The following is a 25,644-nucleotide window of genomic DNA, read 5'->3' on the forward strand; positions in this document are numbered from 1 at the left end:
AAATTTTTAGAAAAAAATGCGGAGGATATCCTCGCAGGATAACCGCTCCCAACTTGTAAAGTGAAGCAGAGAGTGAATATTCTGAGAGAGTCACTATGTTTGTACTCATTGGTGGAGCCGGACTTGTTGGGTTAGATTTGGCGCAACGGCTGGTAGAACTGGGGCATACCGTCGCCGTAATTGATATCGATCCGAGTGCCTGCCGTTTTGTCCGCGAACAAGTCGGCGCAATGGCTTTTGAAGGCAGTGCTGTCAGTACCGAAGTGCTGCTAGAAGCCGGGATTCACAAAGCTGATGCCGTCGCAGCCGTTCTCCGTCATGATGCCTTAAATCTCGCAATGGTCACGCTTGCTAAACACTACGGCGTTTCCCATATTGTGAGTCGAGTGCGCCACCGCGATTTTGCCGAACCTTTACGCATTGTCGGGGCTTCTCATATCATCAGTACCGTTGATTTGGGAGTTTCCACAATGGTGAATGCGATTGAGTATCCGCAAGTAGAATCAATGATGCATTTTGAGCAGGGTCAAATTGAAGTCTTAAAACTTTCGATTCCTGAAAAGTGCTATGTTGTCGGTCTTACCGTTGCTGAAATCGCTCAGGAACCCCAATTTCCTAAAGGTTCTTTAATTATTGGTTATCAAGCCCATCCCCACATGGATTTAGAGATTCCCAACGGGAGTACAGTATTAGAGCCAGGAGCAACGATATTAATGGTGACAAAGCCAGGGTCATTACATCAAGCCATCGATTTCATCAACGGTTGTGCCTAATCATCCTCTAGTTTCATCAGTTGTTCATCAATCGTTTTTATACGTCCTTGCACAATTTCCTCAGAAAGAATTCGCTGCCGGATAGCCTCATTTAGCGCTCCTTTTTCTGCCAAGAGTAATCGTCGTCGAATAGCGTCAAGTTTTGAGCGATCGCCTTCAACTAATTGTCCCGGACGACGATTATAAAGATTCCGCAGCGCTTTTTCTGCCCCAGCAACTTGCACCTGATAAACGGCTCGCATTTCTTCATAAACACTTTTTGGCAAAACCCCTTTTTTCAGGAGACTATCCAATTCATCTTGAGCTGCCTTGGAAGCAATTAACTGAGCTTGCAATTCCTCAATTTGTTGGCGAGAATCTGAGAAGCGAGAGAGTTGCAACCGGCGAACAAACCAAGGTAAACTTACCCCCTGCCCAACCAGAGATATCAGCACCGAACCAAACACTAAAGCGATCAACTGCTCTCGTCCTGGTAGTGTTGTGGGTAGACTGAGGGCAAGAGCCATTGAAAGAGAGCCTTTGATATTACCTAAAAACAGGACGTGCTGCCAACGCAATGGAATCGGACGGTCAAACCAACGCACCCCAGCCAATAGCGGATATACAGTGAGAACTCGCGCAATTTGGTAAGCCAAAACGGCAAGCAGAACCGCTGGCAAAGTCCTCCAGAACGTTACCGGATTTATTTCTACACCAATCAGCAGAAAAATAAAGGTATTGACCGCAAAACTGGCATAGTCCCAGAAACTCAACAACGCGATCCGATCGGAAGCAGACGTGCTGCGAGAAAGCCCAACGTTCCCGAAAATTAGTCCTGCCACAACCACAGCCACAGCACCAGATACGCCTAAAAATTGCCCGATTTGAAAGGTTCCTAATGCCACTGCAACGGTTAGCAAGAGACTGCTAAGGGGATCGTGCAAACGAAGAAATACAGGGATGCTTAAGTAGCCCAAGACTAAGCCGACGAGACTGCCTCCCACGGCAACAAATAACAGTTGTTGGATTCCTTCTAATACGGTGAGCGAACCTGTCGAATACACTGCCAGAATTAGGTTAAATGAAACGAGGGCAGCGGCATCGTTGAATAGGGTTTCTCCTTCAACGATGGTGGAAAGTCGGGAGGGTACAGGTATCTCCTTAAAGACGGCAATCATGGAAACCGTATCAGTGTTTGCGAGAATAACTCCAATTAATAGCGCTGGTATCCAATCTAGCTCCAGTCCAAATTTCAACAGAACGGCAATAATCGCAGAGGAAAGGATTGCCCCTGGACCTGCTAAGAGGGCAATTGGTTTAAATGTGCTTCGGAGACGCCTGACATCTGTATTGATGCCAGCTTCAAAGATGAGAATCGGTAGGAAAAGATTTAACACCAGGATAGGATCGAGTCCAACGCGGCGAGAAAATAGCTCCGTGATTGGTAAACCTGCTAACACTAAACCCGTGACGTAGGGAACGCGAAGCCGCTGTGTCACCAGGGCAACAACTGTGGCAATCAGTAGGAGAATAATCAGAATCGGGACTAACTCTGCAATGTTTGCTTGAGGCTGTTGGTTTGTTTGGTTAACATTAGCGAGAATAAATGGCTGCGGAAAGCACCAGCCGGGAGGTTTCGCTAAGGATAAAAGACGCATCATCTGATTTAGTTGATTAGGACAAACAAAAATGAGGAGCGATCGCATCTGGTACTTCCCTAGAATCACCCTTTTTGGGGAGCCAATTGGATAATGTGCAATGCTAACGGTCAATTGGAGACTCAACCCATCGCGTGGACGATGTTAACCGCCTTCACTAATCTTTTGCAAGTAAGCCTGTTTCTGTTTTCTCAGCGTTTATAGTTCCCTTTAAACAGAACTTTTTGAAAATTCCCTTTAAGATTGCCAAATAAGGATAAAAAATTTCAGGAGTAAGCAGTGAGTCTAGAAACTCTGGTTGAAAATCCCGCAATTCCGGCAGAGTCAGGCGTGTCTGTCCCGTATGACCCAGAAGGCTTTGACGCCTCGGTGATGAGTACCTACGGGCGCTATCCCCTAGCTTTAGAACGGGGTGCGGGTTGCCGCCTGTGGGATAGCGAGGGGCGCGAATATCTGGACTTTGTTGCCGGAATTGCCACTTGTACCCTCGGACACGCCCACCCAGCTTTGGTGGAAACGGTAACTCGCCAAATCCAGACGCTGCACCATGTCTCTAACTTGTATTACATCCCGGTGCAAGGGGAATTGGCAAAATGGTTGATCGAGCATTCCTGCGCGGATCGGGCGTTTTTCTGCAATTCCGGTGCTGAGGCAAACGAAGGGGCAATCAAACTGGCTCGGAAATACGCCCACACGGTCAAAGGGATCGAAAAGCCGATTATTTTGACTGCTCACGCCAGCTTCCACGGGCGCACGTTGGCGACGATTACCGCCACAGGCCAACCGAAGTACCAGAAAAATTTTGCCCCGTTGATGCCAGGTTTCTATTATGTGCCTTACAACGATATTGGGGCGATCAAGAATGCGATCGCTACCCTCGACGAAGGCGATCAAGGCGTCACCGCAATTATGCTGGAAGCCTTGCAGGGAGAAGGCGGTGTGCGTCCCGGCGATGTCAAATACTTCCAAGAATTGCGGAAAATCTGCGATGACAACGACATCTTGCTAATTTTAGATGAAGTGCAAGTTGGCATGGGTCGCAGCGGCAAGTTCTGGGGATACGAGAATTTGGGAATTGAGCCGGATATCTTCACTTCTGCCAAGGGATTAGGCGGCGGCATTCCCATCGGTGCAACCTTGTGCAAGAAACATTGCGATGTTTTTCAGCCGGGAGATCATGCCAGCACCTATGGTGGCAATCCCTTTGCCTGTGCGGCTGCGTTAACCGTCTGTCAGACGCTAGAACGGGATAATATTCTGCAAAATGTACAAGATCGGGGCGAACAATTACGAGCAGGATTGAGCGCGATCGCATCTAAATATCCCGACCAAATTAGCGAAGTGCGCGGCTGGGGTTTAATCAACGGGATGGAGTTGAAGGCAGAGATTGAATTAACTTCAGCAGATGTCGTGAAAGCTGCGATCTCTGACGGCTTATTGCTGGTGCCAGCAGGCCCGAAAGTGATTCGATTTGTGCCGCCGCTGATTGTCTCTGCCGAAGAGGTAGACCAAGCGTTGCAAGCCGTTGAACGGGCAATGGCAACCGTCACCGCGTAGGGAATCGGAAAGTCATGAGTTATGAGTGTTGAGTTTTGAATTAAGAATGCTAACTCACACTCGTAACTTTTTTAAGCCGCCTCTAGAGGAGCCATTGTCAACCCAGCGCGGCTTAGTTGCTCGTGGTAAAGTTCTGCTTGCTCTTGGGGACCCACCCAAACAATCGCTTGACCTTCAAAGTGGATTTGATAGGTGTGTTCCCAAGCGAGATCGCTCGTCATGTCAGGGATATATTTCACCAAACACTCGTGAACGTGTTCAAACGTATTAAAATCGTCGTCCAACACGATCACTTTGTAATTAGGATATAACTTGCGGACAACTTGACTAGATCGTTCAGGAGTCTGAACAGGAGCTTGAATCGGTGCAGCGGCGGTCGGTAAAGTGATACCGGAGGCGATCGCGCCAACAGCGGCTGAAAGTCTCCTAGTCATAAGGCAGATTGCGAAAAGACCTTAACAAAATTAATTTACAAGTATTTTGCTCTATTTTAACAAGCCTAGATCCCCGGAAGTAACAGGTTAAGCCAGAATAATCTTAGTTTCCTGTGACAACCAAGCAAAACCAGGTGGGATTTTGTGAAAGTTTTGGCGAAATGTCCACAAAATCTAGAAACTCTCTACCAGGAATTGTTCAAAGCGTTGTATAAATCCAACCGCTAGCTGTACCAGAGGCCATCCGACCAAACAAATCAACGCCGAATTGCGAGTGCTAATATCTAACCCTTGGCGGACTGCTACAATCACAGCCAGCAAACTCCAAACCGCTAGCACCCGCTCAAGTGGTTGTCCAAACAAAGGAATCAGCGTTAAGAAGTTCAGCACTTGCGGAGCATAGGCAAAGCCAATCGGAATCATCAAATCCCTATAGGTAACGTGATTTGGTTTTCGCCACTCCCCAATCTTCCAAATGGTAAGCGTCCAGAAATAGTAGCCTCCCACAATGCTCATCCCATCAATCAGAAGCGCCAGCAGCATTACGGGCAGCGTTGCCAGGTTAATTAATAAAATAACAGCACTACCCAAAGCATGGGACAGTGCTGCTAAAATCACAATAGTTTGGGCAATTCGATAGGTTTTAGGCGTATTTCGAGCATTTTCATAAAAATTTCCATCTAAAGCAAGTGCATTCCAAAGGGTCGTGCCCAAGCTTACTTTTGATTCCTCGCTGCTCACGTTGAATCCTTACTACTCGCGATTGATGACGACTTTGGATAGGATACTGCCTCAGGGAGCCAATCACCAAAAAAATTCACTTCCTGACCAAAATTAATTGACGTTAAGACAGTAACAGTAAGCAACTAGATATTCTTGAATGCTGCGATTGATTTGGCGGATACTTGTATGGCTTCGGGGGGGAACCTTGAAGCTGTTGCTCCTAGCGGTCTTTATACTCATCATCTGGGGTATTACTTCGCCAGTCGGGACTGTCGTCTGGTGGCTGGAACAAGGAGCAGAAACTTTAGGTTTGAAGAAAAACCAAAGCTCGATCTTGCCACCCAACAATGACTCAAATCCTGACGCCAAATCCTCCCCAATCAATTGTTACATTGTGTTTTTGACAGGAGTAGGAGATTTTTCTGCCAATGAATTAACACCGGGGGAAGAAGTCTTTTTAGACCGGATTGTTGAGAGTCATCCTAACTGCGTAGCCGTAGGAGATGTTTTCCCATACTCAGCAGAGAACAAGGGTCTAGGAGGACAGCGCTTATTAAGCCCCGTATGGCACTTTGCGAATCGAAATGGTGGGATGGGAATCGCCAGCGTGCTGATCAAAATCCGCAATCTCTGGCGATTTGCGATTTCCGCCGATCCTCGCTATGGCTCTATTTATAATCAGGGGATTGCCAATGCCATCATCGAGCGGATGAATAGTGGGCAGCCCATTTCCCGTAAAGAGAGTAAACCGCTTGACATCATTCTCGTTGGAACGAGTGGTGGTGTACAAGTTGCCTTGGGTGCGGCTCCCTATCTTAACCAATGGCTAGATACAAAAATCACTATCGTCTCTGTGGGTGGGGTCTTTAATGGGAGGTCGGGCTTTCAGGCGGCTCGTTTCTATCACCTGCGAGGGAGTCGAGACTGGGTTGAGGATCTCGGCGGTATTGTCTTCCCCTCTCGGTGGCTGTGGAACGTGAGTTCCCAATTTAATCAAGCTCGTTTGCAAGGGCATTATTCAGCCCGGAGCAGCGGCTCCCACGCTCACGATGGCCCTGAAGGTTATTTTGGTCTAGAAGTTGCTAAGCCGGAAGACATGACTTATGTAGAGTTAACCCTCCAAGAGGTGAATAAACTTCCTATTTGGTCGCTAGAGAAGCCAGCAAAGTAGTCATTGCGAATCGGGAATGGCTATCCAATTAGCCATTCCCGATTCACAAATATCACTTCCAATCTTCCCAATTCTGGTTGAAAATTGAGGTGTCTGGAAAGACAGTCGGATTGTTATTCTTATCCAATCGACGTTTCAGCGCTTCTAGTTGTGGTTCGGCGCGTGGCAGTTCATCCACTAGCTGATAAGGCGCGACTCCATTTTCTAAGGCAAAAGCGGCTGTCGTTCCAGCAGCAGCCCCCGCCGACCATTCAAAGGAATGCACTCGGTAGGCGGCGGCGGCAATGTGACTGGTAGCAATACTTTTCCCTGCCACGAGCATATTGTTGATTTTTTGGGGAATCATCGCTCTGAGAGGGATTTGGAACGGATAAGCTTGACCTGCACCCCGTCGTTCACCTTCCCGTTCGGTGTTTCCTGGAGCTTCTGCGGGGCTTTGGGTCATGCAAGGATGGAAGTCGATGGCATAGTGACCAATGCCTACAGCGTCGGGATAGATGGTGGAACGAGTGCGCCGCATGACTTGTTCCGGCGGCTTGGTGCCGCTCAGTACAGACGCTACTTCCAGTCCTGCAAGCGATGCCTGTAGTCTCCGATAGGTATCTGGTGACAATGTTTGACGGTAGTAGTCGTCTTTGTAGTTACGGCGAGAAATATCAATTTCCCAAATGCTAAAACCTTGAGGATAAGCCAAGGTGGGGCGTCCAATAATTCGCCGTCCTTCCCGCATATAAGGATACTTAGATAACCCATGCACCGTTCCCATTGGGGAATCTAACCCACTCAGGTAACGGTTATTGGGTTTCGCCTGCTTAACTCCTGGGCCAAGTTGAGAGTCGGTGGTTCCAGCAACCAGCCAGTGAAAATATCCCAGCGCGTTTTCCTCGCCTTTGCGGAGGGTTTCGGTTCGCAATCCTCCCATCCATTCTCCAGGCTGTAGCTGTCCAGCGGCTTGCAACTGGTCGCGAGTGTAAACTAAGTTATCTTCGGCGTTTCCGGGGCGGTAGTCGTTGCCCCAAGTCCAGTTCTGCATGGAGATGTCGCCGGGAGTGGGTCCCGTATAGGAGAGGCCCCCGAATTTGGTTGTTTCTCCAGCTTTAGGACTCCAAATGCGTCGGTAGGTGAAGACTAGCCCAAAGTCCGCCAGTCGCTTTAATTCATAGCTGTAGTAGGGTTCATATTGAGAATAGAAGGGTGGCGGGGTATGGGTTTGTGGTTGTTGGGTTGCCTCCATTGCAAAGGTGTAGGTAAAGCCTTGGGTGCAATAGCGATCGCCCGTTTCACTCGAAGAAGAAGGTTCGAGGTAAGAACGGGGGTCGATACCTAGCCGGTAGGGAACGTCAGCCAGGGCAATCAGTTCGCCGGTTTCTGATGCGTCAACAACGTACCAATTTGGGGCTGCGGGTGCTGGCTTTTTCGCTGGCTGGGGTACAAAACGCACAATGGTTTTGTCAAACTGAGCCGAGTTCTCGTAGCGATAAGAATCCTCAATCGTTTGGGATAGGGGCAAGGTGTTGAGAGGGGATGCGCCTTTGGCTGGGCGATGCTGGATAGCGATCGCACCTTGAATCAAATTCCCCGCTTGGTCGATGTTCAGTTCTTTGATTACTGTCGAGGGAAACCATTTCAGCTTGCCTCTGCCTTTTTTGGCGGCATCTTGCAATTGGTCATACAGCAGTTTGTGAGCATCGCGGGGAAGAAAGCAGGATTCACTAACCCAACAATCGCCAGGGTTGAGTTCTCCATATTTGCGATTGATTCGCTGTCGCAAGTCCAGGTAGCCGCGAGAGTATAACAGCTTTTGCCGTTGGGTGGGGCGTTCATCTAGTGCGGAAGTTCCCTGTGCGGAAATTTGTCCTCCCACCCAGTCGGTAATTTCGGTGAGGCAAACGGTTCGTCCCGCCAATAAGCCTTCGTAGGCAGTCGCGGCACCAGAGAGTCCACCTCCAACGACCAAAATTTCACACTGGACTGTTTGATCGGGGTTTCTAGGGGGTGCTGCAAAAGCAAGTGGAGTGAATGCTTCCAGCAATGTTAAGCCTAGAGTCAGGCTAAGGAGCGATCGCTTCATGTTTAGGCGTTTATTTCAGCTTCTACGTATATCTAGCTAGCTCTCAGACGCTACCACTCTCAAATTGTTCATTGCAAGCTTTTCTGGCGGCACTCAGAGCAAGCGATCGCTCTAGCGTATCCCGAAAAGGCGATAAATATTCCTCTACTCGAATCCCTCTATTGAATTAGATGGCGATTCAAGTCAGCAGTTGCACTTTTCTTCTATTTAGCTAGTTCATTTAGCTAGCAGTGCAGCTAATTCCCGCTATTGGTAGTGTTCCGGATTTTGATTGCAGTAGCGCTGCGAATAAATCCTAATTTCCTAGGGGATCGGTGAATAAGCCTCTACCTAATGAGATGTTTTTTGTTCTAAAAATCCCTTACTTTAGCCTTGTTTTTAATTTCATTCTCCTGTATAAAACCAAACAAAATAGATTATATGCATTTTTTATTCTAAAAAACAAATATTTATGAGGATTTAGTTGCAATTTAGACCAAGCTAGAAATCCCATCTGATAGACACGGCGCTACAAGATGTTTTTTGGAATTTCCCGTGAAGCTACAAAGTAATCTTTAGCAGCAAGTAGGGTTTTTAAGAATGAATTGATACGATTAGCTCTCTCGGTAAGCAAACATATCTAAAGAGAGAGGTAGTTGAAGAAAGATTAAGCAGTATTAGTAGATGTATACGTGCTCAGATGTAAATGATCGCTGAGTTGAGAAAAAAAATTTAGTGCATCAAGACTTTCCTGCATTTGTTAGCTCTTTTTTGGCTAACGAACCTACGGTAAGCCCTAGCAAACAAAAGCATTTCCTGGAGATTTAACCATGATGAAACGAACAACAGCAACTGCTGCCCTTGTAGCAGTTGGATTATTTACGTCTCTGGGCTTCTCAGCCGTAGCTCAGACCACCCGCCCCGTAACGCCATCAACTCGACCGGCAACGCCATCAAACCGACAGGCAACGCCGTCACGCAACAGCCAGTTGACTGCCCTAGATAGGCAGTTTATTATGGACGCCGCTCACGGGGGAATGGCAGAAGTACAACTTGGGCAACTGGCGTTAGAAAAGTCAACCGACCCGAATGTAAAGCAGTTCGCGCAGCAGATGATTCAGGAGCATACACGGGCGAACCAAGAGCTAATGCAGTTAGCGGCTCAGAAGGGAGTCACTCCTCCAACCACTCCGGGGCCAAAGTATGAAGCGGCAATGATGCGGCTTCAGCAGTTGTCTGGAAAGAGCTTCGACCAAGCTTATATGATGGAAGGCGGACTGAACGGTCACTTAGAAAGTGCCGCAGTGTACCAGCGTCAAGTTGGACTGGGACAAGATTCCGATCTGAAAGCGTTTGCTGGCAGAGTCTTGCCAAGGGTGCAGGGTCATTTACAAATGGCTGCGTCGATGACAGGTGCCAGGGTGGCTGAGACAGACAATGCGATGCCTGGAATGCCTGGAATGTCTGGGATGCAGATGAACCAGGGGACGCAGATGAACCGGGGGATGCAGATGAACCAGGGGACGCAGACAACCCCTGGGACGCAGATGAACCGGGGAATGCAGACAACTCCTGGGACACAGACAACTCCTGGGACACAGACGACCCCGATGCAGATGAATCGTGGGACGCAGATGAACCAGTAAGCTTGAACCAGTAACATCGGGCAATACTGGCAATACTAAAGAGCGATCGCATTTTCCTCTCTTGAGAGTGCGATCGCTCTTTGCTAGATTTTGAGGAGAGGCGATCCCAAAACGTATGCATACAAGCGCTACTTACTCATCGCTTTTGTAGATTTTGCCGCAAGACACGATCGGGTTTGAGATGGCACAGCAAATCGCCTAGAATTTGGCTATATAAATTTTTATAGCTCTATTGAGTTACTACAATTAGGCTAACCCGATGGTTTCACTTCCTCCCAATCGTGCTACTACCCTTAAAGCTGCGTTTCGCGCCTGTGATGTTGGTTCGCTAGTTGGTGCAGATATTGAGCGATACTATGTTGACTTATCACAAGTTCGTAATACAGAGGCAATTCAAAGTGTTAACACTCGATTAGACTTTCTTGAAGCCGCAGAATTTTGTACCATTTTGTTTACCGGACATCGGGGTTGTGGTAAGAGTACCGAGCTAAGACGGATTCAGGAGCGATTGCAATCTGAATACAAAGTTATTTATATAGAAGCGGATGCAGAACTGGATATCCTTGATGCTGAATATACAGATTTATATTTAGTAATTATTAAAAAAGTTGCTGATGAACTATACAAATTAGGCTTGAAATTTAATCCTCAGCTCTTAAACAACTTTGAATCTTGGTTTAAAGAAATTACTCAAGAGAACGAAGAAACTGTTGAAAAGTTTGTAAATTTGGATACCAGTGCAGAAGTAGGCGGACAAATTCCTTTTATTTCTAAGCTGCTAGCTAAGATTCAAGCTCAAATTAAAGGTTCTGATAAGCAAAAGAAAACAATTCGCCAAACGCTACAAAAAGATATTGGTCGTTTACAAGCAGATATTAATCTATTATTAGGCAATGCTTTCAACCAGCTTAGGCAAAAGTACCCAGAATACCAAAAAGGATTTTTAATTGTTTTTGATAACTTGGATCGGGTTCCTCCCAGCGTAGATAATCATTTATTTTTTGATTATGCTGCCCAGTTACAAGGGCTACACTGTACGATTATTTATACTGCGCCAATTTCTGTAGTTTATTCCGAGAAAAATCTGAGTAATACCTTCGACTCTCCCAATATTGTACCGATGGTAAATATATATGAATTTAAGCGTGACGAGTGCGATTTAGAATACAATCAAACGGCACTAGAAGCGGTTGCTAGTTTGATAGATCAACGAGTAGAAGTTGATGCAGTATTTGAATCTCGTCAGCAATTGCTGGAGTTAGCCAAAGCTAGCGGCGGTCATGTACGCCAGCTAATGCAAATAACGGCAAGAGCATTTATAACAGCTGCGACTCGCGGTCATAATAAAGTGACTGCGGCTGATGTTACTTATGCAATTAAGCAAGAGCAATTTAACTTTGAGCGGATTATCCCTACCCAACATTATTCTGCTTTAGCGCGGATATGTTTGACTAAGGATGTTACTAAAGATGAAATTGGACGGATGATGCTGTTCAATATCTCGGTTTTTGAATATAACGGTGACAACCGCTGGAATTATGTTAACCCCGTGGTGAAGCAAATCAATGCCTTCCAAGAAGCTCTCGCAGCAGCAAAAGCAAATCTCTAAACTTCAACCGGAGATTGACACCTTTCTTACTATCAATCAGCAGCCCTTAGCTGAACTGCTGACCTTTATAGATTTTGTCGATGAGAAGTTAACAATTGGTTTTGTTGAAATTAACTTTGCTAAAGATAGAGATGCCTTAATAGAAATCCTAAAACACCATCCTCAGTGTCAGGAGATTCAGTTTGCAGCTTGCAATTTTTCTTCTCCCGATTTGCGGTTTATCAGAGATGCCATTGTTGAGGAATTAGCAGAAATAAAGATTGAACAAAATAAAAAATTAGTTTTAATTATCGTCGGTTTAGAACACTCGATTGGGATGTATGGAGAATATCCTCCTGTTCTCCAAGACCTCAACTTTGTCCGGGATGCTTTTACAACTAGCGTTCCCCATCCTATCCTGTTATTTTTGCCAGATTATGCTCTAACTCGTTTAGCCAAGTACGCGCCTGATTTTTGGGCTTGGAAAGTAGGTATCTTTCAGTTCAAAACAGCCGAATCAACTAAAGACTATGCAATCAACACAACACTTCAGTCGGAAAGAATTTTGGGAAGCTTGGAGGTAGCAGAAAAACAAGAGCGCATAGATTTACTTCAGCGTCTGTTGATGGAATATAGCCCTTATAACCATCACGGGATGTTAGAGGAAAATTTACTTACTCGCATTAATATTTTGAATCAGCTAGGAGTTGCCTATCGCAGTTTAGGAGAAATCAAAAAAGCAGAAGATTCACTCCAAGAAGCTTTGAGGCTAACTAATGATGATGAAAATTTAACCCAAATTAAAGCAAGTGTTTTGCATGAATTAGGAATTCTTTTTGCGAATTTGGGGAAAATTAAGCAAGCGATCGCTTACTATCAGCAGTCCTTAGAAATAAAAGAGCGCATTGGTGATGTCCAAGGGAAAGCGGCGACGTTGCACAATCTAGCTAATATCTACGCTGATACTGGGGAAATTGAGCAAGCGATCGCTTACTATCAGCAGTCCTTAGAAATAAAAGAGCGCATTGGTGATGTCCAAGGGAAAGCGAAGACGTTGCAGTGTCTAGGTATTATCTACGCCGATACGGGGGAAATTGAGCAAGCGATCGCGTACTTTCAGCAGTCGTTAGAAATATTTGAGCGCATTGGTGATGTCCAAGGGAAAGCGGCGACGTTGCACTGTCTAGGTATTATCTACGCCGATACTGGGGAAATTGAGCAAGCGATCGCTTACTATCAGCAGTCCTTAGAAATAAAAGAGCGCATTGGTGATGTCAAAGGGAAAGCGGCAACGTTGCACTCTCTAGCTACTATCTGCGCCAATACTGGGGAAATTGAGCAAGCGATCGCATATTATCAGCAGTCCTTAGAAATAGAAGAGCGCATTGGTAATGTCAAAGGGAAAGCGGCGACGTTGCACCAACTAGCTACTATCTGCGCCAATACTGGGGAAATTGAGCAAGCGATCGCATATTATCAGCAGTCCTTAGAAATAAAAGAGCGCATTGGTGATGTCCAAGGGAAAGCGGCGACGTTGGCAATGCTGGGGCAACTGTTAGCATTACAGGAAGACTCCAACACATCACTGAATTATTTGCAGCAATCCCTAGATATATTGCAACGTCTCCAATCACCCAACGCCGAGAAAGTGAGGGAAGCGATCGCTAGAGTACAAAAGCTAGCAGACGCCTAAAGAATTTTTAAGGTAGTAAATCTGGATCTACACCGAGCGATCGCAGCCTTTCTTCTAACATTTGGGCGCGTTGTTCTGCTTGCTGACTGCGTTGTTCTGCTTGCACGATACGTTCTTCTGGTGTCAGCAATCTTTGTCCTTGCTCATCGTACCAGTAAAGCCACTCCCGCGTTATTCCCTGATACGTTCCGCGTTCTTTGCCAATTCCTAAACCAATTTCTGGCAACCAAACTGGCTCACCAGACACTAATACATATTCCTCATCAACTAAGCGATACACTTCTAGCGGCGCTTTTCTACGACGTTGAGGATTGTAGACAACATAATACAACACTCCCATTTCGGCATAAAATTTCTTCTTGCTGCTATATTCTCCTCGCCGTTTGTGGGAAACTACCTCAATCGCTAAAATAGGTACGCAATTCTCTTCCCAAAGCACATAACTTAAGCGCAAGCCTTCATCAAAAACTCGCTCAACTCCTATACTGAGAAATCCATCCGGTACAATAGCCGATTTGTCGGGGTCGTAATAAACCCCCATATCAACCCCAAAAAACCAATCCCAGCGATTTGCCCACACAATTGCTAGTATTGCTTTTAGCAAACCGGGAATCAAATCTTGCAGTTCATTATCCACAGGGGTATCGTCAGAGTCAGGCAGATCGTAGGAAGAAGGTAAGCAGCCTAGCGGGTTGTACTTAAACATAAGCGGCTAGCTATAACTAACTATCCCATCATAACTATTAAAAAATCGACAAATATCTGCCTTAATCTATACTCATCGGCGGTTAAAAATAAACCAGCTAATCACACTTAATACCAACAAAAAGGGTGTTAACCAATCGCCCCACCGCACATATAAAGTCTGCGTTTGTCGTCGGTAAATGGTTGCTGCGTGTAGCTGGTAAGTATTCATTTTAGATATCCACAAGGTTCTCCCGTGGGGATCTATGACGCCAGAAAATCCAGTATTCGTAGCGCGGACAGCCCAGCGATCGCTTTCAATTGCCCGCATCAAATCTTGAGCGTGATGTTGAGCCATCATTGATGAGGTGTAATGGGCATCATTAGAGGCTGTAAGGATAAATTCCCCACCCGCAGCCGCCTGACGCCGGAACAGTTCGGGAAAGGCAGAATCATAGCAAATCCCCACAATTGCACGCCCAAAAGGTGTATCAAATATTTGATGTGTTTTGCCAGGAATTAGGTGAGCATCGAGAGGAGAAAGTTTGTCAATTAGTTTCCCTAAAACTTTTTCAAAGGGAATAAATTCCCCTAAAGGCACTAACTTTGTTTTGTCGTAGCGGCTAAAAGTTTCACCAGTACCAGTAATCGTATAAAGACTATTTGTATAATCATTTCCCGCTTCCCCAAAGGTTCCTATCCAAGCAACTACACCTTTATCTAAAATTGCTTGTAAAAAAGAATCTCGAATCCAGCTTGGTTGTGTCCATTGGACGGGTAATGCTGTTTCGGGGATTAAAACAGCATCAACTCCCTCGTCGGCTAATGTTTTGTAGCCACTGGTATAGCCTTCGATGGCGCGACGCCAGCCAATTGGATCGAATTTAAGTTTATTGGGAATATTGCCTTGAATAATTCCTACTTTTAATGCGGTTTCGGGAGTTTGAATTAAGGGACGGCTATACAGTCCGAATCCGAGCAGATGTAATGCGATCAATAATCCAGCCGCAATGCTTAAATAACCTGGATGGAGAACGAACTGCGTTAGCGAAGCCATGCGCGTTAGCGCTTTAGGCGAAAAGGATACGAAGGAAGAGGGGGAAGAATTCGTTTCTTCTATTTGTCTTGTGTGTTGTTTGCGGTGAATCCATGCTTCGGCAATTAAGCCATTAACTGCTACAATTGCTGCGGTTACTGTGTTGGGGCCAGAGATTTGACCAAGGTGTAGAATAGCTGGGTTGTGAGGACTTTGGGTATAGGAAAGGGAAGTCCACCATAGCGATCCGGAACCCCAAAGGCTTTCTAGTCCGCACCACAAAGCAACGCCAATTAGGACGCGAATTAGAGTTTTGAGTTTTAAGTTTTGAGTTTTAAGTTTTGAGTTTTGAAAATTATTTAAAATTACCATTACAGCCGCCCAAATAGCGACTAATACGGCTCCCCAAAGGGTGATGAAAGTCCAACAGAAGAATGCGATCGCTAAACTTGCCAGCCAGGGAACCCCCAACCACGTCATCGGGTGAATCCCGGTAATCCAAGATAAAGCGACGCCGTGATAGCCAATCCCCCACGCCAAACCGATTAAAAAGGGAGAATTAAACCTTAAGAATGAAGAAGTTTCTCCTCCTTTCTTAAGTTTCAATTCTCCCTTTTTAAGGATTAAAATCCACAGAGGAGTTAAGGCGATCCAAGCGAGGGGCCATGCTTGGATGGGAGCTGTTGTCAGTCCCATCAAGATGCCACCTAACAGAGAAATTAAAAATGCAGAATTAAAAATTAAAAAAGGTAGTTTCTTCATTTTTAATTTTGCACTTTTAATTTTTAATTCTCTACTTCTTCCTCATCATCAGTCGAGTCAGTCGAGTCAGTTGAGGGGGGTACTAAAGCAACCGCAGCGATCGCATCATCTTCATCCAGCCGTTGCACCCGTACTCCGGTTGCCATCCGGGATTGCAGGGAAATCGCATCGGTTGCTTGACGGATGATAATGCCTCGGTTCGTCACCATCATTAGCTCATCGCCTTCATTGATCACCCGCAATGCTGCGAGTCGATCCTTCGGCTTCCGGAACTTCGTGGCGACTAACCCCATCCCGGCGCGATTTTGCAGGCGGAATTGAGAAACCGGGATTCGCTTACCGTATCCACCCATTGTAATCGCCAACACCCACGGCCCTTGACCATTGAGGATGGGGGCGTCTTCACTGGTTGCTTCCAATGCTTCCGAACTGCTTACTTCCAATGCTGCCGATGCTTCCGACGCCTCACTCTCGACTATCTTCGCAACCACTTGACTTGGCAAGATATCCATGCTAATCAGTTCATCCGCATTGCGGAGAGCCATTGCCCGGACTCCTCGCGTGGCGCGACCGAGGGGACGCAGTTGCTCGTGATTGGTTCTAAAGTGAATTGCCATTCCTTGCCGAGATCCAATGATGATGCTGTCATCAGCTCTCGCTCTTCGCACCCACCGCAACTGGTCGCCTTCTTCCAGAGAAATCGCAATCAAGCCATTTGCCCGAATATTGCCGAAAGCAGACAGTTCTGTCTTTTTGATGTAACCACCCTTCGTCAGCATCACCAGATATTCATCGCTGGTAAACTCTGTAACCGGCACGATGGAGGTGATTTTCTCATCTCGCGGGATGGGCAGCATTTGCACAATCGGGATACCCCGCGCTGTGCGAGACGAAGCTGGGATTTGGTACGCCTTGAGGCAGTAAACGACACCGCGATCGCTAAAAAATAGAACGCTATCGTGGTCGCAGCAGGTGAGGAAATGCTCAACGCCATCATCCTCTTTCATGCCAGTGCCTTTCTTCCCTCTCGTATTGCGGCTTTGCGCCTCGAAAGTGTTGACTGGCATCCGTTTGATATAACCCTGCTCTGTTAGCAGAATTAAGGCTTTTTCGTTGGCAATTAAATCAGTGTCATCAATCTCACCTTCCGCGTGTTCGATGGTAGTTCGTCGCGGTGTTGCAAAGGTAGTTTTGATTTGCGACACTTCATTTTCAATGATTTCCAGGATGCGACTTTTGTTCGCCAGAATATCCTGCAAATCAGCAATTTGCGCTTGTAACTCTTCGTGTTCTAAGCGAATTTTTTCAGCTTCCAGTGCTGTCAGACGTCGCAACTGCATCTGCAAAATCGCATCCGCTTGCGACTCAGACAACCCGTAAGTTTCCATCATTTCCGCTTTGGCTGTTGGGGTGTCGGCGGCTCTGCGGATTAGCTCAATCATCGCATCCAGGTGCAACAGGGCAATCAGCAACCCTTGTAGCATATGGTCTCGCTCTTCTGCTTTCCGCAATTCGTAGCGGGTGCGCCGGGTGATGCACTCAATCCGGAAATCTAGGAAAACGGTGAGGAATTTCTTGATACTGAGTAACTGGGGTTCCCCATTTACCAGCGCCAGCATATTCGCCCCAAAGTTTGCTTGGATGGGGGTTTGCTTGTAGAGGTTATTCAGGACAACGCGGGGATAAGCGTCTCGCCGGAGTTCTACGACAATCCGCATTCCATCGCGATCGCTTTCATCCCGAATATCGGCAATCCCCTCTAACCGCTTCTCATTCACCATTTCGGCAATTTTCTCAATCAGCGCCGCCTTATTCGTTTGGTAAGGCAACTGAGTGATAATGATTGCTTCCCGGTCAGGACGCCCCCGATGCTCAATGGTTTCTATCTGGGCAACGCCCCGCATTGTAATCGAGCCGCGTCCAGTCGTATAAGCTTCCTTGATCCCAGAAACTCCCAGAATTTGCCCACCCGTCGGAAAGTCTGGGCCAGGGATATACTGCATCAACTCCAGGTCGGTAATCTCTGGATTGTGGATCAAGGCGATCAATCCATTAATTAACTCTCCCAGATTGTGTGGGGGAATGTTCGTTGCCATCCCCACGGCAATCCCAGAAGAACCATTGAGCAACATCTGGGGAATGCGTGCAGGTAATACCAGCGGCTCTTGCTGGGAACCATCGAAGTTATCCCCAAAGTCTACCGTTTCCGATTCAATATCTTGTAGGAGGGCAACTCCTGTAAGGGCTTGCAAGCGGCATTCGGTGTATCGCATTGCCGCTGGTGGATCGTTGTCCACCGAACCAAAGTTGCCGTGTCCGTTAATCAGCGGGTCACGCATGGAAAAATCCTGCGCCATCCGCACTAGGGCGTCGTATACCGCTGTATCACCGTGAGGATGGTATTTACCCAGCACTTCCCCCACCACACGGGCACATTTGCGGAAAGGTCGATCGTGGGTAAGACCCAGCTCATTCATGGCGTAGAGAATCCGCCGGTGTACGGGTTTCAGACCATCCCTAGCGTCTGGGAGTGCCCTACCAACAATTACGCTCATCGCGTATTCCAGGTAAGACCGGGACATCTCGCTCCCTAAATCCGTGGGGATAATCCGCTCCGGGGAAGTGGTCATACTGTGAAAAAGCTCCAAAAGTATAGAAAAATGGCAGATAATATGCAAAGCCTTGCAATAAGTTCCGCCTTAATTCCAAATAATGACAAATTCTATTAAAATTCTATCACATTTTGGTCTTTCTCAGTCATTATTTAAGGCTTAATTGCTGATGGAAGAATGCCGAATCGTTCGTGGCTAATAATGCGTTTTGCCACGAGTCATGAACAACCTTCAATTAGCAATCTTTCAACTGACTGTGGTTACTCTGCGATCGCTTCTTGGTTCGTTTTGAGTTGAGCCGTAATCAGAGGTGCTTTAGGAGCCAGAAAGAAGCCAATCAAACTGGCAAACAAGACAGGCGTTAACGGACTGATGTTCGTTAGTTTCGTCAACAGTAAAGTTGTACTTACAGGCGTCCGCGTTACCGATGCATTGAAAGCCGCCATGACGCAAATCATGGCAAGGGCAGGATTCAATCCTGGAATCAACAGGGCGATCGCTTTGCCGATACAAGCACCCGTGAAAAAGATTGGGATGATAAACCCACCCCGCCAACCACCCGTGACTGTGATGGAAATCGCTACCATTTTGGCAATCGCGAGCGTTAACAAGAAAGCGATTGAAAAATCACGATCGAGGACTTCTGCTAACTCTTCGTGTCCAAAATAACGGGTGAGGGGGAAAAGAGTCGCTAAAAGACCCAATCCTAACCCCGCAAAAGTCGTCCGCACATAAATGGGGCCGGGAATTCGAGCCAAAAGGCGATCGCATCCTCGAAAAATGCTCATGAACACCCATCCGGCTACGGCTCCAATGACTCCGTACAGGAGCGCCATCGCAAAATCATCAATGTTGTCGAGGGTGTACTGAGGAAAATGCCAAGTTGGTGCAATCCCTAGCTTGGTAATTGCCGCAAAAACTAGATAACTCGCGCAACTCGCCACAATCGCTGGCAGAATTGCTTCGTAATACTCCAAAACGTGTTGATGGTGCAAAATCTCTAAGGCAAACATGGCACCGCCAAGGGGTGCGCCAAATAAAGCAGTAAAACCCGCTGCCATCGCTGCTAAACTCATCGATCGCAGGTCTTCTCCCTGCAAATTCAAGCGGTCAGCAACCCAAGTTCCCAACGAGCCGGTGACTTGTACCAGCGGTGCTTCTGGGCCAGCGCTGCCCCCGGCGGATATGCTGAGTAGGGATGCCAGAATCATCGAGGGATTTTTGGTCGCATCCAGGCGTCCGCCGCGAAAGTGGATATTATCGACAAGTACGGCAATTTCACCGGGATTCCCTAGAAAATAAATCACCAAGCCGATCAGCAACCCGGCAAGTGGCATCACCAGCAGCAGAGTCGGCCCCTCAACCCGGTTGAGGATGTGAATCAAGAACTCTAGAACGTTCCAGTACAACCCAGCGAATAAGCCACAAGCCATACCAACAACTGTCCAGCGTAAGACCCAGCGTGAAATCATGATCGGATTCCGCTTTGCCAAGCCAAAAAGTTGAGGAAATCTCCAGCGTTGAGTGCGATCGGGGGGGTTGGGCTTTTCTGGTAACACTGCTAGTTCCTCGCTATTGCAGGTAAAAGAGTTCTCTCCTCCGCCCAGACTCCGCAATCGGGCGTAAAAGTTATACTTTTTTATTCATAAATTGAATCATAAGATACAAAATTTTGAAGTTAGTTATGAACAACTTATCTACGCGATAAGTTTCTGTTGGATGATCCAGGAGAAGCCAGAGAGGACGGATAAGGCAGACGGCATTTTAAAATTTAAGCCTCAAGACAGTGTATGTCTCCCTACGGAGGAGTTTAAGCTGAGTCACGAACAGTTAAACCTATTTGGGTAAATATATATGAGCGCTGAACAAGTTTCTCAAGATGAAGAGATGAACGAACAAGAAGAAGCACTAGACCCAGAAGTGAAAGAAGCGATCGCTAAGATAAAACAGCCTCCGTCAATTAACGAAACTCTATTGAACGCAGAGGCAGGTGAACTGAAGAATAACCCGGCGGTGGCACCTCGAATGTACAACGAAGGTGAAGATTTGAGGGATGATTTGAAGCGCGATTAAGCAAGGTGCAGACAATGCCAGAAACCATTGATGCTGCCTGTTATCGCCCCTGCTGCTGCCAACCTTTCTCGGACTATGCTGCCTGTAATCTACTCGGATGAATTTCTCGATCACGATACGGGTCGATCCCATCCAGAACGACCCGCACGCCTGACGGCAATTGTGGACGCTTTAAAGGCTGCGCCTTGGGCATCTCAAATTGAATGGCAGCTGCCAACGCCGGTCGAGAACCGCGCGATCGCACCAATCCTACAACAAGTCCACACTCAACAACACATTGAGAAAGTTCGGCGGATTGCTCAAAATGGTGGCGGATATTTGGATGGTGGCGATACGCTCGTTTCCCCGCGGAGTTACGATGTGGCAATGCTTGCAGCCAGCGCGTGGCTGGATGGGGTGGATCGCGTCCTCGCCACTAATAACCCAGCTTTTGTGCTGGCACGTCCCCCCGGACACCATGCAGAACGTAATTATGGCATGGGGTTTTGTTTATTTTCCAATGCAGCGATCGCAGCCCACTACGCCCTCGAACAACCCAGCATCAATCGCGTTGCCATCCTTGATTGGGATGTTCATCATGGCAACGGCACGCAAAACATTGTCGAAACTCACCCCCAGATTGCCTACTGTTCCTTGCACCAATCTCCTTGCTATCCCGGCACCGGCAAAGCTTCAGAACGTGGCATCCACAACAATGTGCTGAATTTCCCTATGTTTCCCGGCAGCACAATAACTGATTACCAACCGCTTTTTGAGCAAAAAATCGTACCTTTTTTAACCAATTTTCAGCCGGATTTGCTGATAGTTAGCGCTGGTTATGATGCCAATGCAGATGACCCATTAGCCAGTATGAACCTGCAACCGCAAGATTATGGGTTATTTACCGATTATTGTCTGCAAGTGACTCGTCGCATTGTTTTTGGTCTTGAGGGCGGTTATGACCTTTCAGCATTAGCGAAATCTGTTCTATCGACGATTGAGCGATGTTTAGTATAGGCTTTTTGCGCTCAGTTTTTGCATGAAATTTTGACACCAACTACCCCGATTAAACTCGGTTTACAGAGGCTCTAGTTTAGATTCTCAATTTGATATTGTTGACTCCCAACTCTTTAACTTTTTCCACTCCAAGCAATGGGAGGACTGGGATGGGATGCCGAGGAAGAAGAACTAGGGCGAGTTTTAGTTTCTTCATCTAGGACTTTCACAACTTTGTTGTAAATTTCTTCTGCCTGTTGCAAAGAATCACCAATACTCGTTAATCCCAGCTTGCCGAACTCGGAAAGACAACCCATGAGATGGAATACAGTTCCGGTTTCTGTACTGGTATCAAAGTGCAGCCGCTGATGGGCAATAATATCCATCAAATCATTCGGCAGCAGCCCGACATAGCGTTCTTTTTGAAGGTTGTCGGTAGCAACATAGTATTTTGGGCGACCTTGTTGGCTATAGAACAAACCTGTGGAACTATCATAGCGACCGTTAGTTAAAAACTTGAGGGTCATAAACGGGTGAGTCGTCCCGCCTTTCCGCAGATTGATTTCAATCGCTTGGATATCCCACTGTTCCCCAGATTTTTCGGGGTGATGGCAGGCAATAAAGTCCACACCAAAGCGTTCTAAAGCTCCTTTTTTTGCCAAATTTCGCCCCACACGCAATCCTAAGTCCTGCAAGCGCAGTCGGTAAGTTTCATCGGCTGGGAAGTTGCAACCGAGATAAATCTGACCATCTGGCCCACCGAGAATTTGGTCGTGAGTGGAGAGAATTTCTACCTCTCCATTGGGGTCAATGCGACCTTGAACGCTAGGCGATCGCTTCTCCTCCCCTTCAATAAAAGCTTCGACAATTGCCCCTAACTCTGGGATACGGCTGGAAAAATTTTCCCAAGTTTCTGCTTTGGCTTGAAAGCTTAAGGAGGAAAAGCGATCGCTAATCGCAGCTACCCTTTCTGCATGGGAAGCTTCTCCGGGTGCTACATTTTTGATCGGTCTGAGATCCAGTAGCGCATTCCCCTCTCCGGAAAATCCTTCATTGAGTTTGACAACCATCCGCTTCAACTGCGGTTGGCGTTCCCACAATTGGGCTGCTGCTATACCCAAGTCTTCTGCATTCCAAACACTGTCGCTGCCATCGGGATGCGGAACCCCACACTCTGCAAAGATTTTCCGACTGCCGCTTTTGGTACCCCAGGTGAGTAAATCGGGATCGAGCGCCAGAAGGGGAATGCCCATCTGTACTGCCAAATCTCGCTCTAGCAAGGTCGAGTTATAGCAGATCATGTAAGATTTTTCGGGGCGCAAGGCTTGTCGCATCCGCTCCATCAAGCGCGGGCGCTCTAAAATCTTTTGAGTCAGAGGTTTGGCTGAGGAATCGTATGTAGAAAATAGTAGCAAGCGATCGCGGGCATGAGAGAACGGAATTCCCGGCAACAGTTGCAAGTAGTAATCAATCACAATTGGCGGTAACGGCTGAGAAGTTACATAAATCAGCCGCGTGCGCGGGTGTCGCAGGCGAATCAAAGAAAAGAGCAGCCGTTCTTCATAATTGAGAAAGCCCTGAATTTTGAGCAGTTCCCGCTGATCGAGGCTGACCGAAGGAATCACTAAAATATCGTAGTCATCGCTGTCGAACAAATCGACTCCCTGCCAGCGATCGCGCAGTTGGGCTTGAAGCAGTTGAAACTGCTCCGCCTGCTTAGAAGAATTATTTACACCTTGCATTACCATAGACCCCGCCTTGCTCCCAACGCTGCCCCTATCAGCGATTTTACCCAGATAAGGGGGAAAATATGGGCTTTGCGACACAAAACTGTAATTCTGCTTGACTTATACCTAGCAGTTGAAACTGCACAGCAACAGCAAGCACACAAACCCTGCCGGGAGCATGGTTACAAAACCCTTGATTATCTGAGTTAGTTCGCGCCGCGCAGGCGGACTGGGAATGCAATCGCCCCGAAATTTCCTTCTCAGGGCTTAGTGAAAGATGAGAGAGCAAGTGTGAAGTTTAACCATCTACTTGGGAACCGCCGCCGTTAGCACCTCATGTCCTGACTCAGTAACTAACACATCATCCTCAATGCGGATACCAATGCCACGCCACCTGTCATCAATTGCAGGTTGCCCCTCGGCGGGTTCTACATCCAGTCCAATATATAGACCCGGTTCCACTGTTAGCACATGACCCGGTTGCAAACTCTGCCAGACTTCTTCCCCGTGCTTATAAACACCGGCATCGTGGACATCTAAACCCAGCCAGTGTCCGGTGCGGTGCATATAAAAGGGTTTATATTTCTCCTCTTTGATAATTTCTTCAATATCACCTGCTAGGAGTCCTACATCGATTAAACCTTCGACTAAAACACGCACTGCCGTGTCGTGACCTAAGTTGTAGGAGTTTCCGGGTTGAACTTGCGCGATCGCCTGTAACTGCGCTGCCAATACAATGTCGTAAAGCGCTTTCTGTTCTGGCGTAAACTTGCCCCCGACCGGGAAGGTGCGCGTGATGTCGCCGTTGTAGTAGTCGTAGCAACAACCCGCATCAATCAGCAGTAACTCGTTATCCTGCATCTGCCGATTATTCTCTATGTAGTGCAGCACGCAGGCATTCGCGCCAGAGGCAACAATTGAGGGATAAGCTGGCCCCATTCCACCCTGCTTTCTGAAGATGTGTTCTATCTCCGCCTGCACTTCGTACTCGTAACGCCCCGGTTGAGCGAATTCTCTCGCCCAGTTGTGAGCTTCTGCTGAGATATCAGCCGCACGACGCATCAATTCTATCTCGGCTGGACTCTTCACCAGTCGCATCCCATGAAGCACCGGATTGGTGTCTTCAATCGCAATGGGACCCGTACCCCGCTTGGGATAACCCGCCATCAACCGCTGCCAGTGGGTGAGAATCGTTTCATTGAAATCGCGATCGCGTCCCAAATGATAATAAATCCGATCGGCTTTTTCTAAATACTGAGGTAGTTTCTCATTTAGTTCTGCAATCGGGTAAGCTTCATCCGCCCCATAGAATTCTTTTGCCTTGTCCACCCCGACGCGATAGCCCGTCCAAACTTCCTTCTCTCGTTCCTTCGGCTGGACAAACAATACAAATCGGTGTTCTGCATGGTGGGGTGCTAAAACTGCTACCGCCTCTGGTTCGTTAAATCCAGTTAAGTAATAAAAATCACTATCCTGACGAAAAGTGTACTCAACATCGTTGTGCATGACAGCCACTGGGGCACTCCGAAAGATGGCAGTACCAGTGCCAATTTTAGCCATCAACTGCTCGCGACGCGCTGCGTATTCTGCTTGCATAATCTCAATTGCGTAGCTTTGTTCTTCTAAGTGGTCGAGTCCTAAGTGGTCCAGTCAGTCAAATTGACCAATATATTTTCAAGGTTATACTATTAGAGATTTGGTAACAAATCTTTATAGGGTGTAATCGAATACAGCTCGAATTAAAATTTTCTGAATCCTTAGGGATTTTTACGGAGAGTTGGCGACGCGATCGCAAATAACTGCACTCGAGGGAACACTACTCCCGATCGACTCGTGCATCTATTGATGAATGAAAACAAAATATTTAGATAACAAAAAAACCGCTTCCATCTCGCTCAGCAATTTTACAAACGAATGATAGAGGCAACTATGACTCGCTTCCCCCTTCAAGAACAAGATGAAGTCACAGATTTAAAGGTCAAAACAGTATATAACGAAATTTTGTCTGAACTAGGGTTTGGCATCATTCCCAACATTTTCAAATCAATGGCGATAAATCCCGATGTGCTGGAAGCGAATTGGAAAAAATTCCGCGCTACCATCCTGCAAGGAGATGTGCCCCGTACCCTAAAGGAAATGGTGGGGGTTGCCATATCCCAAGCTCACAACAGTCCTTATGCCCTCAACGTTCACTTGCATGGATTATCAGCGCTAGGAATGAGCGAAGAAGTTCTCCGGACACTGGTTTCAGACTTTGCTGCCTGTCCGCTTCCCAAGCGCGAAAAAGCCGTCATTCGCTTTGGATTACTTGCCGGGACTAAACCCCACGAACTGACCGCGCAAGACTACCAAAATCTGCGAGAGTTAGGGCTAGATGACTCAGAAATCTTCGAGATTATTGCCACTGCTGACTTATTTACCAGCATAAATCGATACACAGACGCGATCGCTCTCGAAATTGACCAATTGTAAATTGCCAGTTTTCTCGTGAGTTCGTATTTTC

The 25,644-nt window shown here is 47.1% G+C and carries 19 protein-coding genes; 9 read left to right on the forward strand and 10 right to left on the reverse strand.

The features are described 5' to 3' along the window. Positions 1–95 precede the first annotated feature (95 nt). Entirely contained in the window at positions 96–773 is a 678-nt protein-coding gene (locus tag H6H02_RS22520; protein ID WP_190821969.1) for a TrkA family potassium uptake protein, read from the forward strand. Here H6H02_RS22520 and H6H02_RS22525 read toward each other — a convergent pair. Beyond that, positions 770–2,458 carry a sodium:proton antiporter gene (locus H6H02_RS22525; protein ID WP_242040827.1) on the reverse strand — a complete coding sequence of 563 codons (1,689 nt, stop codon included), beginning with the start codon at positions 2,456–2,458 and terminating at the stop codon, positions 770–772. The genes H6H02_RS22520 and H6H02_RS22525 overlap by 4 nt on opposite strands. A gap of 231 nt (positions 2,459–2,689) precedes the next feature. Here H6H02_RS22525 and H6H02_RS22530 point away from each other — a divergent pair, with 231 nt between their 5' ends. Beyond that, positions 2,690–3,967, forward strand: coding sequence for an acetylornithine/succinylornithine family transaminase (locus H6H02_RS22530; RefSeq protein ID WP_190821971.1), 1,278 nt, complete (start codon positions 2,690–2,692; stop codon positions 3,965–3,967). Between the two features lie 71 nt (positions 3,968–4,038). Here H6H02_RS22530 and clpS read toward each other — a convergent pair whose 3' ends face one another. Both clpS and H6H02_RS22540 read right to left on the reverse strand, forming a co-directional pair. Next, a complete protein-coding gene (gene clpS, locus H6H02_RS22535) occupies positions 4,039–4,401 on the reverse strand; it encodes an ATP-dependent Clp protease adapter ClpS (protein WP_190414456.1) in 363 nt (120 codons plus the stop codon). A gap of 174 nt (positions 4,402–4,575) precedes the next feature. Beyond that, positions 4,576–5,142 (reverse strand): hypothetical protein, encoded by a 567-nt coding sequence (locus tag H6H02_RS22540; RefSeq protein WP_190821973.1) that lies wholly within the window; start codon positions 5,140–5,142, stop codon positions 4,576–4,578. A 139-nt stretch (positions 5,143–5,281) separates the two neighbouring features. Here H6H02_RS22540 and H6H02_RS22545 point away from each other — a divergent pair, with 139 nt between their 5' ends. Then, positions 5,282–6,295 carry a hypothetical protein gene (locus H6H02_RS22545; RefSeq protein WP_190821975.1) on the forward strand — a complete coding sequence of 338 codons (1,014 nt, stop codon included), beginning with the start codon at positions 5,282–5,284 and terminating at the stop codon, positions 6,293–6,295. Between the two features lie 52 nt (positions 6,296–6,347). On the opposite strand, the gene H6H02_RS22550 is transcribed toward H6H02_RS22545, so the two are convergent. After that, complete coding sequence (locus H6H02_RS22550) at positions 6,348–8,366, reverse strand: FAD-dependent oxidoreductase (protein ID WP_190821977.1); 2,019 nt, start codon at positions 8,364–8,366, stop codon at positions 6,348–6,350. An 809-nt stretch (positions 8,367–9,175) separates the two neighbouring features. Here H6H02_RS22550 and H6H02_RS22555 point away from each other — a divergent pair. The 3 genes from H6H02_RS22555 to H6H02_RS27325 all read left to right on the forward strand — a co-directional run bounded on the left by H6H02_RS22555 (position 9,176) and on the right by H6H02_RS27325 (position 13,272). Next, on the forward strand, positions 9,176–9,991 hold the full coding sequence (locus H6H02_RS22555; RefSeq protein WP_242040828.1) for a DUF4142 domain-containing protein: 816 nt from the start codon (positions 9,176–9,178) through the stop codon (positions 9,989–9,991). A 259-nt stretch (positions 9,992–10,250) separates the two neighbouring features. Then, positions 10,251–11,600 (forward strand): AAA family ATPase, encoded by a 1,350-nt coding sequence (locus tag H6H02_RS22560; RefSeq protein WP_190821979.1) that lies wholly within the window; start codon positions 10,251–10,253, stop codon positions 11,598–11,600. After that, entirely contained in the window at positions 11,557–13,272 is a 1,716-nt protein-coding gene (locus H6H02_RS27325) for a tetratricopeptide repeat protein (RefSeq protein ID WP_242040829.1), read from the forward strand. Before H6H02_RS22560 ends, H6H02_RS27325 begins: the two co-directional genes overlap by 44 nt. 7 nt (positions 13,273–13,279) lie before the next feature. Here the strand turns inward: H6H02_RS27325 and H6H02_RS22570 are convergent, their stop codons facing one another. From H6H02_RS22570 to H6H02_RS22585, 4 genes are all read right to left on the reverse strand, one after another. Further along, positions 13,280–13,978, reverse strand: coding sequence for a Uma2 family endonuclease (locus tag H6H02_RS22570; protein ID WP_190821981.1), 699 nt, complete (start codon positions 13,976–13,978; stop codon positions 13,280–13,282). Positions 13,979–14,050: 72 nt separating this feature from the next. Next, entirely contained in the window at positions 14,051–15,754 is a 1,704-nt protein-coding gene (lnt, locus tag H6H02_RS22575; RefSeq protein WP_190821983.1) for an apolipoprotein N-acyltransferase, read from the reverse strand. 23 nt (positions 15,755–15,777) lie between these two features. Beyond that, entirely contained in the window at positions 15,778–18,384 is a 2,607-nt protein-coding gene (gene gyrA / locus H6H02_RS22580; RefSeq protein ID WP_190821985.1) for a DNA gyrase subunit A, read from the reverse strand. Between the two features lie 242 nt (positions 18,385–18,626). Next, positions 18,627–19,925 (reverse strand): chloride channel protein, encoded by a 1,299-nt coding sequence (locus H6H02_RS22585; RefSeq protein ID WP_347342639.1) that lies wholly within the window; start codon positions 19,923–19,925, stop codon positions 18,627–18,629. Positions 19,926–20,220: 295 nt separating this feature from the next. Between H6H02_RS22585 and H6H02_RS22590 the strand changes: the two genes are divergently transcribed. Together H6H02_RS22590 and H6H02_RS22595 are read left to right on the forward strand one after the other, a co-directional pair. Then, complete coding sequence (locus H6H02_RS22590) at positions 20,221–20,439, forward strand: hypothetical protein (RefSeq protein ID WP_190821987.1); 219 nt, start codon at positions 20,221–20,223, stop codon at positions 20,437–20,439. A gap of 75 nt (positions 20,440–20,514) precedes the next feature. Further along, positions 20,515–21,435, forward strand: a complete 921-nt coding sequence (locus tag H6H02_RS22595) for a histone deacetylase (RefSeq protein ID WP_190822020.1) — start codon at positions 20,515–20,517, stop codon at positions 21,433–21,435. 113 nt (positions 21,436–21,548) lie between these two features. Here H6H02_RS22595 and H6H02_RS22600 read toward each other — a convergent pair whose 3' ends face one another. Next, entirely contained in the window at positions 21,549–23,156 is a 1,608-nt protein-coding gene (locus tag H6H02_RS22600; RefSeq protein WP_190822022.1) for a peptide ligase PGM1-related protein, read from the reverse strand. Positions 23,157–23,447: 291 nt separating this feature from the next. After that, positions 23,448–24,737 (reverse strand): aminopeptidase P N-terminal domain-containing protein, encoded by a 1,290-nt coding sequence (locus tag H6H02_RS22605; RefSeq protein WP_190821989.1) that lies wholly within the window; start codon positions 24,735–24,737, stop codon positions 23,448–23,450. A gap of 333 nt (positions 24,738–25,070) precedes the next feature. On the opposite strand from H6H02_RS22605, the gene H6H02_RS22610 reads away from it, so the two are divergent. Next, entirely contained in the window at positions 25,071–25,613 is a 543-nt protein-coding gene (locus H6H02_RS22610) for a carboxymuconolactone decarboxylase family protein (RefSeq protein WP_190822025.1), read from the forward strand. Positions 25,614–25,644: the final 31 nt, after the last annotated feature.

Source organism: Coleofasciculus sp. FACHB-1120, from assembly GCF_014698845.1.
In the GTDB taxonomy this organism is placed as follows: Bacteria; Cyanobacteriota; Cyanobacteriia; order Cyanobacteriales; family FACHB-T130; genus FACHB-T130.

Bases quoted from the DNA above. Each gene is read 5' to 3' on its own strand.
- H6H02_RS22520 (WP_190821969.1), top strand. From the start codon at position 96: ATGTTTGTACTCATTGGTGGAGCCGGACTTGTTGGGTTAGATTTGGCG.
- H6H02_RS22525 (WP_242040827.1), bottom strand. From the start codon at position 2,458: ATGCGATCGCTCCTCATTTTTGTTTGTCCTAATCAACTAAATCAGATG.
- clpS (WP_190414456.1), bottom strand. From the start codon at position 4,401: ATGACTAGGAGACTTTCAGCCGCTGTTGGCGCGATCGCCTCCGGTATC.
- H6H02_RS22545 (WP_190821975.1), top strand. From the start codon at position 5,282: ATGCTGCGATTGATTTGGCGGATACTTGTATGGCTTCGGGGGGGAACC.
- H6H02_RS22550 (WP_190821977.1), bottom strand. From the start codon at position 8,366: ATGAAGCGATCGCTCCTTAGCCTGACTCTAGGCTTAACATTGCTGGAA.
- H6H02_RS22555 (WP_242040828.1), top strand. From the start codon at position 9,176: ATGATGAAACGAACAACAGCAACTGCTGCCCTTGTAGCAGTTGGATTA.
- H6H02_RS22560 (WP_190821979.1), top strand. From the start codon at position 10,251: ATGGTTTCACTTCCTCCCAATCGTGCTACTACCCTTAAAGCTGCGTTT.
- H6H02_RS27325 (WP_242040829.1), top strand. From the start codon at position 11,557: ATGCCTTCCAAGAAGCTCTCGCAGCAGCAAAAGCAAATCTCTAAACTT.
- H6H02_RS22570 (WP_190821981.1), bottom strand. From the start codon at position 13,978: ATGTTTAAGTACAACCCGCTAGGCTGCTTACCTTCTTCCTACGATCTG.
- lnt (WP_190821983.1), bottom strand. From the start codon at position 15,754: ATGAAGAAACTACCTTTTTTAATTTTTAATTCTGCATTTTTAATTTCT.
- gyrA (WP_190821985.1), bottom strand. From the start codon at position 18,384: ATGACCACTTCCCCGGAGCGGATTATCCCCACGGATTTAGGGAGCGAG.
- H6H02_RS22590 (WP_190821987.1), top strand. From the start codon at position 20,221: ATGAGCGCTGAACAAGTTTCTCAAGATGAAGAGATGAACGAACAAGAA.
- H6H02_RS22595 (WP_190822020.1), top strand. From the start codon at position 20,515: ATGCTGCCTGTAATCTACTCGGATGAATTTCTCGATCACGATACGGGT.
- H6H02_RS22600 (WP_190822022.1), bottom strand. From the start codon at position 23,156: ATGCAAGGTGTAAATAATTCTTCTAAGCAGGCGGAGCAGTTTCAACTG.
- H6H02_RS22605 (WP_190821989.1), bottom strand. From the start codon at position 24,737: ATGCAAGCAGAATACGCAGCGCGTCGCGAGCAGTTGATGGCTAAAATT.
- H6H02_RS22610 (WP_190822025.1), top strand. From the start codon at position 25,071: ATGACTCGCTTCCCCCTTCAAGAACAAGATGAAGTCACAGATTTAAAG.